Consider the following 12,792-nt stretch of genomic DNA (forward strand, 5'->3'; position numbering starts at 1 on the left):
ATTCGGATTCCGGCCGAAAACATGTCCGGGGCGCGGCGGTATGGGACCGCGCCCCGAAGATCGTGCGCGCCGCTCAGTCCCGCGTCAGCGCGGCGTAGCGGGCGATGTGCTGGTCCGCGGAACCCCATTCGGTGCGAATCGCGGTGAGCCGCTTGAAGAAATGCCCGATCGCGAGTTCCTCGGTCATGCCCATCGCGCCGTGCAGTTGCACCGCGTGCTGGCCGATGAAGCCGGCAGCGCGGGCGACGGTGGCCTTGGCCGCGGCCGCGGCCCGGGCGCGGACCTTCGGTTCGGCGTCGAGTTTCAGCGTCACCAGATAGGTGGCGGCCACGGCCTGTTCCAGCTCCAGATGCATATCGACCATGCGGTGTTGCAGCACCTGGAAACTGGCGATCGGCACGCCGAACTGGCGGCGCTGCTTGCTGTATTCGACGGTGTCGGCGAGTACCCGCCGCATGCCGCCCACGGCCTCTGCGCAGATGGCGGCGATCGCCTCGTCGATCGAGCGCTCGACCGACGCGTCGGCCGTTCCCTCGTCGCCCAGCAGCGCATCGGCGGGAACCCGGACGGCGTCGAGAACCAGATCGGCCGCGCGGCGTTCGTCGATCGTGCGATACGGATGCTGCGTCAGACCGGCCGCATCGGCCGGCACCAGGAACAGCGACAGCCCCGCCGCGTCGGAGGTGCGTGCCGTCACCAGCAGGTGGGTCGCCAGCGGCGCAGTGGTCACCACCGCCTTGGCGCCGTCGAGGACCCAGTCGTCGCCGTCGCGGCGAGCGGTCGTGGCGACGCGCGCGGGGTCGTAGCCGGAGTCGGCTTCCAGGGCGGCGAAGGCCGTGATCACGGAACCGTCGACGATGCCGCGCAACAGTTCCTCGGCCCGGGCGCCACCCGCGCGGCGCAGCAGTCCGCCGCCCAGGACGGCGGTGTCGACATAGGGTTCGACGACCAGGGCGCCGCCGAGCGCCTCGGCGATGATCATGGTCTCGATGGGGCCGCCGTCGAATCCGCCCACGCTCTCGGGCAGGGCGGCGCCCAGGATGCCGACCTCCTCGGCGAAGCCGCGCCAGATCTCGGGCTGGTGACCGGCGCCGACCCGTGCCGCGGCCCGGCTTTTCTCCAGATCGTAACGGGCGGCGAGAAATTCGGTGACCGTGTCACGGAGCAGTTGCTGTTCGGCAGTGAATTCGAAGTCCATCTCTCACAGTCCCAGGGTTGCCTTGGCGATGATGTTGCGCTGAATCTCGTTGCTGCCCGCGTAGATCGAGCCCGCGCGGTCGTTGAAGTACCGCAGCGGCGCGACGGCCTGCCACGGTTCGCCGCTGAGATATCCGTCGGCGGGAGCGACGAAGTCGGCGACCGGACCGCCCGGCATGGCAGCGTGCGGCTGATAGGCGCGCCCGCGCGGACCGGCGGCCTCGAGGGCCAATTCGGTGAGCCGCTGGCTCAGTTCGGTGCCCAGGATCTTGATCGTGGAGGCGGCCGGGCCCGGATCCTTACCCCGCGAAATCGCCGACATCGTGCGGTATTCCAGGATCTCCAGCACGTCGGCGCGGATGCGCGCGTCGGCCAGTTTCGCCGCGAAGGCCGGTTCGTCGAGCAGACTGCCGCCGGCGAAGCCGAGCTGTCCGGCGGCGTGCTCGGCCAGCGATTCGGCCAGCACCTGCAGCGCGGGACCGTAGGCCGAACCGCCGCGCTCGAAGTTCAGCAGGTGTTTGGCGACCGTCCAGCCCTCGTCGATGCGGCCGATGACGTTGGTCTTCGACACCCGCACCTGATCGAAGAACACCTGGTTCTGGACCTGTTCGCCCGAGGTCATGACCAGCGGCCGGATCTCGATGCCGGGGGTGTCCATCGGGATCAGCACGAAGGTGATGCCCTGCTGTTTGCGTTCCAGTTTCGAGGTGCGGACCAGGGCGAAGATCCAGTTCGCCTCGGTGGCGTGCGTGGTCCAGATCTTGGAACCGGTGCACACCAGATCGTCACCGTCGGACACCGCGGCCATGGTCAGCGAGGCCAGATCGGAACCGGCCTCGGGCTCGGAATAGCCCTGGCAGAAGAACACTTCGCCGGTGAGGATGCGCGGCAGGAAGTAGTCCTTCTGTTCGGGGGTGCCGAAGGCGATGATCGCGTGCGCGACCATCCGGATGCCCATGGGCGAGAGCGCGGGCGCGCCCGCGAGGGTGGATTCACGATCGAAGATGTAGTGCTGCGTCATGCTCCAGTCACAGCCGCCGTGGGCGACCGGCCAGGCCGGTGCGGCCCAGCCACGGGCGTGCAGGATGTGCTGCCACTGCATGCTGGCCTCGTGATCCGGGTACACGCTGGTGGCGAGCTGACCGGCGCGACGTAGTTCCGGGGTCAAATTCTCGTCCAGGAAGCGCCGCACCTCGTCGCGAAACGCCAGATCGGTGGGCGACCAGTCCAGATTCACGAAGAACTCCTTGTGCGATAAACGGGCCTCTACCTTCTCATTTACTTCGGGTCGAACGCAAATGGTCGTTAACTTATTGCGATTGCGGGCAGTGTGCCGGGGCGGTGGCGGGCTGGTGGGTGACGGCGTGTCGGAACGCGAAACCCGTGCCGGGACTTGCGATCTTGCGCATGGTGTGAGGAAAGATGTGGGTCCATGTACGCATCTCGAGTACTTCGTCTGTTCGTGCGCGCCGTTCCGGCCGTGCTCGTCACGCTGATCGCCGCGGCCACCTTCGCGGTCGCCGGTGGCGTCGCCTCCGCTCAGCCGCTGCCGGGCGTGCCCGCGCTGCCCGGCGCCGTCACCCGACTGGTGATCGCCCCCGGCCAGAACAGCACCGGCGGCAGCGGCACCGTGGCCGAGGGCAAGTTGGACAACTACTCCATCGCGTCCGCGCAGGGGCAGAAGCTGATCTTCGACGTCACCTCGAACAACGGCAACGCCCGGGTGACCGTCGGCCCGCTGGTCGGCCCGATGGCCGCCACCGAGGTTCCGCACGCCGAGATCGTCGCCGACGGCCTCGACTACCAGATCACCGTCACCTCCGCCGACGGCTCGCCCAGCGACTACACGCTGACCGTCACCGCCGCCTGATTCCGGCCCCGATTCGACGGATGCCGGGCGAACACGTTCGCCCGGCATCCGTCCGGCAACGAGGCCCGACCGGGTAGCCTGACCGACTGTGCACCTGAAGAGTCTGACGCTGAAGGGATTCAAATCCTTCGCGTCCGCGACGACGCTGCGGCTCGAGCCCGGCATCACCTGTGTGGTGGGGCCGAACGGGTCCGGTAAATCGAACGTCGTCGACGCGCTGACCTGGGTGATGGGGGAGCAGGGCGCCAAGGCGCTGCGGGGCGGCAAGATGCAGGACGTCATCTTCGCCGGGACCGCCGGACGGGCGCCGCTGGGCCGCGCCGAAGTCACGCTGACCATCGACAATTCCGACGGCGCACTGCCCATCGACTACTCCGAGGTCTCGATCACCCGCCGGATGTTCCGCGACGGCGCCGGTGAATACGAGATCAACGGCAACTCCTGCCGGCTGATGGATGTCCAGGAACTGCTCTCGGACTCCGGCATCGGCCGGGAAATGCACGTCATCGTCGGCCAGGGCCAGCTGTCGGCGATTCTGGAATCGCGCCCCGAGGACCGCCGCGCCTTCATCGAAGAGGCCGCGGGCGTGCTCAAGCACCGCAAGCGCAAAGAGAAGGCGGTGCGCAAACTCGATGCGATGCAGGCCAACCTGGCTCGTCTGACCGACCTCACCACCGAACTGCGCCGTCAGCTCAAACCGCTGGGCCGCCAGGCCGAGGTGGCCCGGCGCGCGGCCACCGTCCAGGCCGAATTGCGCGATGCCCGGCTACGACTGGCCGCCGACGATCTGGTGGCGCGCCGGCGTGAACTGGAAAGTCAGCAGAGCAAGGAAGCCTTCGCCCGCGAACAGCAGATCAACGTGCAGGCGGAACTGGATGCCGCCAATGCCGCGCTGGCGCAGCAGGAATTCCAGCTCTCGCGGCTCACTCCCGGCGCCGAGGCGGCCGCGCAGACCTGGTTCCAGCTCTCGGCGCTGGTGGAGCGGGTCAACGCGACCATCCGGATCGCCCGGGACCGGGCTCGCAACCTCACCATCGAACAGCCCACCGGGACCGGCCGCGATCCGGAACAGCTCGAGGCCGAGGCGGATCGGGTGCAGGCCGAGGAGGCCGAACTGCTCGAGGCGGTCGAGGTGGCCACGGCGACCCTGGAGGCCGCTCGCGATCAGTTGCTCGATCGTGAGCAGGCCGCCAAGGCCGCCGAACAGGCCCACCTGGCCGCGGTGCGCGCCATCGCCGATCGGCGTGAGGGCCTGGCTCGTCTTGCCGGTCAGGTGGATACGCTGCGCCACCGCGCCCAATCGGCCGACGGCGATATCGCCCGGCTGTCGGAGTCGCTGGCCGCCGCCCGGCAGCGCGGGGATGCCGCCGAGGCCGAATTCGAGGCCGTGCAAACCGAATTGAGCGAACTCGACGCCGGTGAGGAAGGTCTCGACGCCGCCTACGAACACGCCGCCCAGGCGCTGGAACTGGCCGATGCGCGGGTTACCGAACTGCGCGAACGCGACCGCGAGGCCGGGAAGAAGGTCGCCTCGCTCACCGCCCGCATCGAGGCGCTGACCATGGGCCTGGCCCGCAAGGACGGCGGCGCCTGGCTGCTGGACAACCGCGCCGACGGTTTGCAGGGCCGGCTGTCGGCGATGGTGCGGGTGCACAGCGGATTCGAGGCGGCCGTGGCCGCCGCGCTCGGGCCGCTGGCCGACGCTATCGCCGCCGACGCGCACCCCACCGCGCAGGCGGCGGTGCGGGCGCTGAAGGAGGCCGACGGTGGCCGCGCGGCCGTTGTCTACGGCGGTGCGGCGCAACCCGGTGGCGAGATCGGTGATCTACCCGCGGGAGTGCGCCCGCTCGTCGAGGTGGTCGATTGTCCCGACCGGCTGCGGGGTGCGGTCGCGGCCCTCACCGCCGGCACCGTGGTCGTCGACGATCTGGCGCAGGCGGCCGAAGTTCTCTCCGCCCGGCCGGAATTGCGGGTGGTGACCCGCGACGGGGATCTGAGCGGTTCGGGCTGGGTGCTCGGCGGCTCGGACCGCGCGCCTAGCCAGATCGAGGTGCAGGCCGAGATCGACGCCGCCGCGGCCGAACTGGTGTCGTGGCAGCGGCAGGCCGAGGAGGTCGAGGCCGCGCTGTCGGGTGCGCTGGCCGAGCAGAGCGATCGCAAACAGGCCGTCGACCAGGCGTTGCTGGCCTTGCACGAATCCGATCAGGCGTTGGTCGCGATCTACGACCGGCTGGGTCGCCTCGGCGCGACGGCGCGCAGCGCCCAGTCCGAATACGAGCGGCTGCTGACCCAGCGCGCCGAGGCCGAAACCGCGCGCGACCAGAATCTGACGGCCCTGGCCGAACTCGAGGGCCGGCTGCGTCATGCCGAATCCGAACAGTCCGATCTGGATTCCGATGCCGACGCGGGCACCGACACCGCCGGGCAGGAGCGCGAACAGGCCGCCGCGGCGCTGGCCGAGGCCCGTGCCATGGAGGTGGAGGCCCGGCTGTCGGTGCGCACCGCCGAGGAGCGCGCGGAATCGGTACGGGGCAAAGCGGATTCGCTGCGTCGTGCGGCCCGCGCCGAACGCGAGACCCGCGCCCGGGCCGAACGAGCCCAGGCCGCCCGCCGCCGTGCCGCCGAGGTGGCGGCGGTGGTCGCCGAATCGGCCGAGCGGATCGCCGCGGAGCTGGAAACCGTGGTGGGCGAGGCGGCCGCGCGGCGCGACGAGCTGGTTCGCCGGCGCACCGAATGCGCCGGGCAGGTGGATCAGATCAAGGAGCGGGTGCGGGCGCTGAGCACGCAACTGACGCAGCTGACCGATGCCGTGCATCGCGACGAGGTGGCGCGGGCCCAATCCGCGCTGCGCATCGAACAATTGGAGACCACCATCGCCGAGCAGTTCGGCATCGCGCTGGACGAACTCGTCGCCGAATACGGTCCGCATGTGCCGATGCCGCCGACCGCCCTGGAGATGCAGGAGTACGAGCAGGCCCGCGAGCGCGGCGACCAGGTGAGCGCGCCGCAGGAAATGCCCTACGACCGCGCGACCCAGGAGCGCCGCGTCAAACGCGCCGAGAAGGATCTCGCCACCCTCGGCAAGGTGAATCCGCTGGCGCTGGAGGAGTTCGCGGCGCTGGAGGAGCGCTACAACTTCCTGTCGACCCAGCTCGAGGACGTCAAGAAGGCCCGCCAGGACCTGCTCGATGTGGTGGCCGAGGTCGACGCCCGCATCCTGCAGGTGTTCACCGAGGCCTACGAGGACGTGGAACGCGAATTCGTGCAGGTGTTCGGCCGCCTCTTCCCCGGCGGCGAGGGACGGCTGCTGCTGACCGACCCCAGCGATATGCTCACCACCGGCATCGAGGTGGAGGCCCGGCCGCCGGGCAAGAAGGTCAAGCGGCTCTCGCTGCTGTCCGGTGGCGAGAAATCCCTTGCCGCCGTGGCATTTCTGGTGTCGATCTTCCGGGCCCGGCCGTCGCCGTTCTACGTGATGGACGAGGTCGAGGCGGCGCTGGACGACACCAACCTGCGCCGCCTCATCGGCCTGTTCGAACAGCTGCGGGAGAAGTCGCAGCTGATCGTCATCACCCACCAGAAGCCGACCATGGAAATCGCCGACGCGCTGTACGGGGTGAGCATGCGTGGCGACGGCATCACCCAGGTCATCTCGCAGCGGATGCGCGGGGAGAATCTGGTCGGCGCGACGACCTAGTCGCCCGCCGCGAACCGGGATTTCAGGACCGCGGCGCCGGTGCCGCCCAGCCACGTTTCCAGGCTCTGCAGGCCGGGGTGGATCGAGCGGATCTGCTCGATATCGGCATGCCAGCCGTGGCCCTGATGGGCCAGGCGCCAGGTGTTGCCGATCTGTTCACCCAGTGCGTCGGCTTCCGCCTCGGTGATTTCGCGATACCGCACCGGATATCCGGTCGCGCGGGAGATCAGTTCCGCGGCGGCAGTGGGGGCCACGGCGTCGCCGGCGAGTTCGAGTGTCCGGCCGGAGAATCGTCCGGGGTCGGAGAAGGCCAGCGCGGCCACCGCGGCGATATCGTCGACCGCGATCATCTGGGCCGGCCGATCGGCTGGAAACAGGTGGACGTTGACCCCGTCCACGAAGCCGTCGAGCGGCATACCCTGCGCCAGGTAGTTCTCCATGAACCGGACCGGGCGCAGCACGGTGTAGCGCATGCCGCTGTCGGCCAGTGCCTGCTCGATCTGCCGCTTTCCGGAACTGCCCCAGGAGGTCTCGTTGTCGAAGGAGGCCACGCCGGTGAACACGATGTGGTCGGTTCCGGCGTGCCGGGCGGCATCGATCACGGCGGCGCCGCGGGTCGCCTCCAGGTCGACATCCCAGCCGTCGGGCCCGAAGGCCGCCGGTGGCACGAGGAAGACGCCGCGAGTTCCGGCCACCGCCGCGGTCAGGGTGGCCGGGGCGTCGAAGTCGCCGACGGCCACCTGCGCGCCCAGTGCGGCGAGTTCGCGCGCTCCGGCGGCGGCCGGATCGCGGACCAGGATGCGGACCGGGACGTTGCGGGCGAGCAACGCGCGGGCTGTCGCGCCGCCCTGTTTGCCGGTCGCGCCGGTGACGAGAACGAGGTTGTCGTGGACGGTCATGTCGGAGGAACCTTTCGATAGAATCGGGTCGGTCGACCCGTATTCGCACGATAGGAACAGCGTTGTCGTCTCCGCCATCCGCAGATGTGGGGTTTCGTTACGACCTGCGCGCCCCGGCGCCAGGAGTGCCGGGGACCCGAATCGACGCTCGCCGCAACCGCGCTCGCGTCCTCGCCGCCGCGCAACGAGCCTTCGCCGAATCCGGAACGTCGGTGTCGCTGGCCGAGATCGCCCGCCGCGCGGGGGTGGGGGCCGGGACCGTGCATCGCCATTTCCCGACCAAGACCGACCTGCTCGAGGCGGTGCTACAGCAACGGATCGATCGGCTCACCGCCCGGGCGCTGGCACTGCGCGACGATCCGGATCCCGCGGCGGCCTTCCTGGGATTCTGCGCCGAGGTCGTCACCCGCACTCCGGGCAACAAGGCGATGTGCGATCTGCTCGACGCCGACGACGGCTGGCCGCGGACGCTGCTGCGGGATGCGGGGGAGCGATTTCACCTGGCTCTCGGGCAGCTGCTGGAGGCGGCGCGGCGCTCCGGTGGAGTGCGCGCCGACCTGACTCTCGCCGACGTGCTGGCCATCTTCACCGGATGTGTTGCCATGCAACGCGTTTCGAACACGCGGGACGAACTGTCCCGCCCCGCCGCCATGCTGCTGGCGGCGATGCGCACCGAACCGGCCGTAACGAAACCGGAAAACTCTTCACCCGGGCGTAACGAAACCGTGGCGGATACCGCGAATCGTGACGGTCGGAGTTGTCCGATCTGCGGGGCGGAATTGGCGCACGCGGAGACCGGACGGCCCGCCCGGTACTGCTCGTCCGCGTGCCGGCAGAAGGCTCACCGGCTGCGCCGGGCGGCGCGTGTGACGGGAAGAAATTCTCCAGCCGCCGAGTGATCCCCGGCCTTGTGGATTCGTCCATTCCCCGCAGGAGAACCGGCCCTTACGCCTGGCTGCCCGGAATGTCGTGTGCCGTGCGCGGGGTGGACGACAGCCCGTCGAACACTATGGCGAGCACTCGGTCCACCGCTGCCGGATAGGACTCGCCGGGCTGGGCGTAGACCTGCAGGGTCATGATGAGACCGACTTCGGTGGAACCGATGTCGGTGCGCAGGTCGCCGTCCTGCTGAGCTCGGCGGATCAGCGCGTCGATCCGATCCAGAACGGAGGCGCGCACCGCGCCCACCCGCGAATCGGTGCGGACCATCGCGTGGACGGCCGGTTCGATGGCCGCGGCCAGTGCGCCCAGGCGCAGTAGCGCGCACTCACGCAGGAATCGGCACAACCCGGCCCATGCGGTCGCCTCCTGCGCACCTGCCGATTCGGCCATGCGGGCGAGGCGGTCCAGGTGTGCTTGCGCGGTGGCGACCACCAGGGCGTCGCGGTCGGGAAACCGGCGATACAGCGTGCCGACTCCGACCCCGGCGCGATCGGCGATCAGCTTCATCGGCACATCGGTGCCGCGTTCGGCGAAGACGTCCAAGGCGGCGAGCAGGATGTGATCGCGATTGCTGCGAGCGTCGGCGCGCAGGGAATCCGGGTGGGTCGGTTCCAGGACCATCGGCGGCTCCAGTCGTGCTCAACAAGTGGACGAATTGCGTCCACTTAATCTACCATCAACCTAAGCGGACGAAATTCGGCCACTTGAGAGAGGTGGCGACATGGTTGAGGTGCTCGTTTCCGGAGCCGGAATCGCGGGATCGACGCTGGCCTACTGGCTGAGCCGATACGGATTCGAGGTGACCGTCGTCGAGCGGGCCGCCGGATCGCGGTCCAGCGGTAATCCGGTCGATGTGCGCGGACCGGCGCTCGAGGTGGTGACCGCTATGGGCGTCCTGCCCGAATTGCGCGCGGCCGCAACGGATGTGGACCGGTTACGGTTCGTCGACGCGCGCGGCCGGCGCCGCGCATCCATGGGGGTGGGCGATCGAGACCGCGGTGAGGTGGAGCTCGCCCGCGCGGATCTGGCCACCATTCTCGCCGCCGCCTCCGGCGACCGCGTCCGGATGCGGTGGGGCGACGGCATTTCCGAGATCGAGCAGTCCGGCGCGGGGGTTACCGTCGGCTTCGAATCGGGGGAGCGAGCGCACTACGACTACGTGCTCGGCGCCGACGGACTGCATTCGGCGGTTCGGCGGCTGACCTTCGGCGACGACCGGGAATTCGTGCGGCACATGGGGATCTACATCGCCACTGTCCCCGTCACGCGGTCCGCGAGCGAGCACGAGGTGGTCATGTACAACTCGCCGGGCCGATCGATATCGGTCCATCCCGCGGGCGGCCGTCCGATCGCGGCCTTCATGTTCCGGCGGGCGCCGGTGGCCGGTCTGGACCACCGCGACAGCGAGGCGCAGCGTCGATTGCTGGTCGCGGAATTCGCGGGGCGGATGGGACCGTTCGAGGATGTGCTCGACGAGGTGCGCGCCGGCGGTGACCTCTACTTCGACGCCGTCAGCAAGGTATCGCTGCCGCGCTGGTCGCGGGGCCGGGTCGCCCTCGTGGGAGACGCGGCCTCATGCCTGTCGCTGTTCGGCGACGGATCGAGCCTGGCCATCGCGGGTGCGCACACCCTGGCCGAGGAGCTCGCGACAGCGCCGCACGACCCGGCCGCGGCATGGGGACGCTACGAGCAGCGGCATCGCGATCGGATCGGCGCGGCACATCGAGGGGTTCGATTCGCTTCGGCGCTGATGGTGCCGGGATCGCGTCCGGCCATCGGGCTGCGCAATACCGCGGTCCGCCTGTTCGCGGCCGCCTGACCATCGCGCCGCGCGCCGAACCTCTCGGTCGCCGGGAGCGCGATGCTCAGGCTCGATCGACGGGCCGGTGAGCGATCACAGCAGATCGCTGACGTCGTCGGGGACGTCGACGGCGTATTTGCGCAAGGTTTCCATCGGCACGACCTCGAGCGCGTTCTCGTGGGTCGCGGCCAGAACGACCGGCGCGGCCACCCCGTCCTCGTGGGCGTGCAGCCACCGGACCGCGACCACACACCAGCGGTCGCCGGGTTGCAGTCCGGGGAAGTTGTTCTCCGGACGTGGGGTGAGCAGATCGTTGCCGATCGATTTCTGATGCTCCAGGAACTCCTGGGTCACGACGGTGCAGACGGTGTGGCTACCCAGATCCTCGGGGCCGGTGCTGCAGCAGCCGTCCCGGTAGAAGCCGGTGAGAGGATCGGTGCCACACTCCTCCAGCGGTCCCCCAAGCACATTTCGATCGGTCACGAGCCGATCCTATTGTCTCTGTGTCGGATTCGCCGCGCCTTGGGCGGTTGGTATCCGGACGGTTGCCGGTGATGCGTGGCCGGACGCCCTATCGTCCGACGTCGTCGGCGTGTCGGGGGTTCGCGGATCGTTGCGCGGAGAGTGACGAATCACCCGTACCGCCGCGGGCGCAACACCTGCCTGCCGCCACGCGGGGGCGTTCGCGGGTTCTGACAGGATGGGAGCCGTGACTGCGCAAGCCTGGATTCTGATCGCCGCGATCGTCGCCGTACTACTGGTGGCGTTCGTTGCCGGATTCGTCCTGTACAAGCGCCGCCGAGTGAGCATCACCCCGGCGGAGGAGCAGGACAAGCAGCTGACCGACCGGTCGGGTGGCTATACCGCAGCCGGTGGCTTCAATTTCAGTCAGAGCGGCGCGGGCTCGGGCACACTGACGCCACCGCGCCCCGAACCGGTCCCGATCGAACGCACCGACGACGAAGGTCAGCCGCATGTCGGCGACGACGCCGCCATCCCGCGCGACTCGGTGCGCCGGACCATCACCGACGTGCGGTTGCCCGAACCGGAGACCCTTGCCGACCGCCCGGCGGACGGGGCGAGCGCGACCGCGCCGACCGTCGAGCCGGAAACGACGGAAACACCCGGCGACGGCGTGGCCGCGCCCGAAGCACCGGCCGAGGCGGCCCCGGTGGAAGCCCCGGCCGAAGCTCCCGCCGCGCCGCCCTCGACCGACGGCGCCGCCACGATCGCGCCCGCCCCCGTCGAGCCGCCCGAGACCGCTCCGGCGGATTCGGCCCCGACCGCACCCGCCCCGACCGCGCCGACGCCCACCGCCCCGACACCCACGGCCCCGGTGCCCGAGCCCGCCGCGGTCGAGGAGATCGAACCCACCGCCGGGCGCCTCACCCGCCTGCGCGGGCGGCTGTCACGGTCGCAGAACGCGGTCGGCAAGAGTCTGCTCGGTCTGCTCGGCGGTGGCGACCTCGACGAGGACTCGTGGGAAGAGATCGAGGACACCCTGGTCATGGCCGACCTCGGCACCTCGGTCACGACGACCGTGGTCGAGCGACTGCGCGAGGAGTTGGCCGCGCGCAGCGTGCGCACCTCCGAACAGGCCCGGCAGGTGCTGCGGGATGTGCTGATCGAGGCCCTGCGCCCGGACCTGGATCGTTCGATCCGGGCGCTGCCGCATGCCGACCACCCGTCGATTCTGCTGGTCGTCGGCGTGAACGGCACCGGTAAGACCACCACCACCGGCAAATTGGCGCGCGTGCTCGTCGCCGACGGCCGTCGCGTGCTGCTCGGCGCCGCCGACACCTTCCGCGCCGCCGCCGCCGACCAGCTCCAGACCTGGGGCGAACGGGTCGGCGCCGACACCGTGCGCGGCCGCGAGGGCGCGGATCCGGCATCGGTGGCCTTCGACGCGGTCAGCGCCGGTATCGAGGAGGGGGTCGACGCGGTCCTGGTCGACACCGCGGGCCGGCTGCACACCAAGACCGGTCTGATGGACGAGCTGGGCAAGGTCAAGCGCGTGGTGGAGAAGAAGGCCGCCGTCGACGAGGTCCTGCTCGTGCTCGACGCGACCGTCGGGCAGAACGGGCTCACCCAGGCCCGGGTCTTCGCGGAGGTCGTCGACATCACCGGCGTGGTGCTCACCAAACTCGACGGCACCGCCAAGGGCGGCATCGTCTTCCAGGTGCAGCACGAGCTCGGTGTGCCGGTGAAACTGGTCGGCCTCGGCGAAGGCGCCGACGATCTGGCTCCCTTCGAACCGTCCGCATTCGTCGACGCCCTCCTCGGGTAGCGGCGAGAAGCAAAACGGCAGTTCCTCCTCATTTCGACACGGTCCTCACAGTGCGCCGACATGCGCTGTGTGCGCGCCGAAACCTGGTAGCAACACGGG

General features: G+C 69.8%; 10 protein-coding genes. 5 read left to right on the forward strand and 5 right to left on the reverse strand.

What is annotated here, in order from left to right; genetic code table 11:
* Positions 1–73 precede the first annotated feature (73 nt).
* Positions 74–1,198: an acyl-CoA dehydrogenase family protein gene (locus tag A5789_RS34615; RefSeq protein WP_064903916.1), complete on the reverse strand. Its 1,125-nt coding sequence runs from the start codon at positions 1,196–1,198 to the stop codon at positions 74–76.
* Between the two features lie 3 nt (positions 1,199–1,201).
* Complete coding sequence (locus A5789_RS34620; RefSeq protein WP_063018024.1) at positions 1,202–2,434, reverse strand: acyl-CoA dehydrogenase family protein; 1,233 nt, start codon at positions 2,432–2,434, stop codon at positions 1,202–1,204.
* 195 nt (positions 2,435–2,629) lie between these two features.
* Here A5789_RS34620 and A5789_RS34625 point away from each other — a divergent pair, with 195 nt between their 5' ends.
* Positions 2,630–3,067 (forward strand): hypothetical protein, encoded by a 438-nt coding sequence (locus tag A5789_RS34625; RefSeq protein ID WP_146098618.1) that lies wholly within the window; start codon positions 2,630–2,632, stop codon positions 3,065–3,067.
* Positions 3,068–3,155: 88 nt separating this feature from the next.
* A complete protein-coding gene (gene smc, locus A5789_RS34630) occupies positions 3,156–6,764 on the forward strand; it encodes a chromosome segregation protein SMC (RefSeq protein ID WP_064903917.1) in 3,609 nt (1,202 codons plus the stop codon).
* Here the strand turns inward: smc and A5789_RS34635 are convergent.
* Positions 6,761–7,663, reverse strand: coding sequence for an NmrA family NAD(P)-binding protein (locus A5789_RS34635; protein ID WP_082941161.1), 903 nt, complete (start codon positions 7,661–7,663; stop codon positions 6,761–6,763). The genes smc and A5789_RS34635 overlap by 4 nt on opposite strands.
* Before the next feature lie 86 nt (positions 7,664–7,749).
* On the opposite strand from A5789_RS34635, the gene A5789_RS34640 reads away from it, so the two are divergent.
* Entirely contained in the window at positions 7,750–8,562 is an 813-nt protein-coding gene (locus A5789_RS34640) for a TetR/AcrR family transcriptional regulator (RefSeq protein ID WP_227463054.1), read from the forward strand.
* A gap of 46 nt (positions 8,563–8,608) precedes the next feature.
* On the opposite strand, the gene A5789_RS34645 is transcribed toward A5789_RS34640, so the two are convergent.
* Positions 8,609–9,226, reverse strand: coding sequence for a TetR/AcrR family transcriptional regulator (locus A5789_RS34645; protein WP_064903921.1), 618 nt, complete (start codon positions 9,224–9,226; stop codon positions 8,609–8,611).
* A gap of 100 nt (positions 9,227–9,326) precedes the next feature.
* Between A5789_RS34645 and A5789_RS34650 the strand changes: the two genes are divergently transcribed.
* On the forward strand, positions 9,327–10,424 hold the full coding sequence (locus tag A5789_RS34650; protein WP_064903923.1) for an FAD-dependent oxidoreductase: 1,098 nt from the start codon (positions 9,327–9,329) through the stop codon (positions 10,422–10,424).
* A 75-nt stretch (positions 10,425–10,499) separates the two neighbouring features.
* On the opposite strand, the gene A5789_RS34655 is transcribed toward A5789_RS34650, so the two are convergent.
* Entirely contained in the window at positions 10,500–10,889 is a 390-nt protein-coding gene (locus A5789_RS34655) for a DUF2237 family protein (RefSeq protein ID WP_030513055.1), read from the reverse strand.
* A gap of 217 nt (positions 10,890–11,106) precedes the next feature.
* Here A5789_RS34655 and ftsY point away from each other — a divergent pair, with 217 nt between their 5' ends.
* Positions 11,107–12,693 carry a signal recognition particle-docking protein FtsY gene (gene ftsY, locus A5789_RS34660; RefSeq protein WP_228794119.1) on the forward strand — a complete coding sequence of 529 codons (1,587 nt, stop codon included), beginning with the start codon at positions 11,107–11,109 and terminating at the stop codon, positions 12,691–12,693.
* The last annotated feature ends 99 nt before the right edge of the window (positions 12,694–12,792 follow it).

Source organism: Nocardia sp. 852002-51101_SCH5132738 (assembly GCF_001665695.1).
In the GTDB taxonomy this organism is placed as follows: domain Bacteria; phylum Actinomycetota; class Actinomycetes; order Mycobacteriales; family Mycobacteriaceae; genus Nocardia; species Nocardia nova.

Excerpts from the sequence above, each read along its gene's own strand:
- A5789_RS34615 (WP_064903916.1), bottom strand. The coding sequence starts at position 1,198 with ATGGACTTCGAATTCACTGCCGAACAGCAACTGCTCCGTGACACGGTC.
- A5789_RS34625 (WP_146098618.1), top strand. The coding sequence starts at position 2,630 with ATGTACGCATCTCGAGTACTTCGTCTGTTCGTGCGCGCCGTTCCGGCC.
- A5789_RS34635 (WP_082941161.1), bottom strand. The coding sequence starts at position 7,663 with ATGACCGTCCACGACAACCTCGTTCTCGTCACCGGCGCGACCGGCAAA.
- A5789_RS34645 (WP_064903921.1), bottom strand. The coding sequence starts at position 9,226 with ATGGTCCTGGAACCGACCCACCCGGATTCCCTGCGCGCCGACGCTCGC.
- A5789_RS34650 (WP_064903923.1), top strand. The coding sequence starts at position 9,327 with ATGGTTGAGGTGCTCGTTTCCGGAGCCGGAATCGCGGGATCGACGCTG.
- ftsY (WP_228794119.1), top strand. The coding sequence starts at position 11,107 with ATGGGAGCCGTGACTGCGCAAGCCTGGATTCTGATCGCCGCGATCGTC.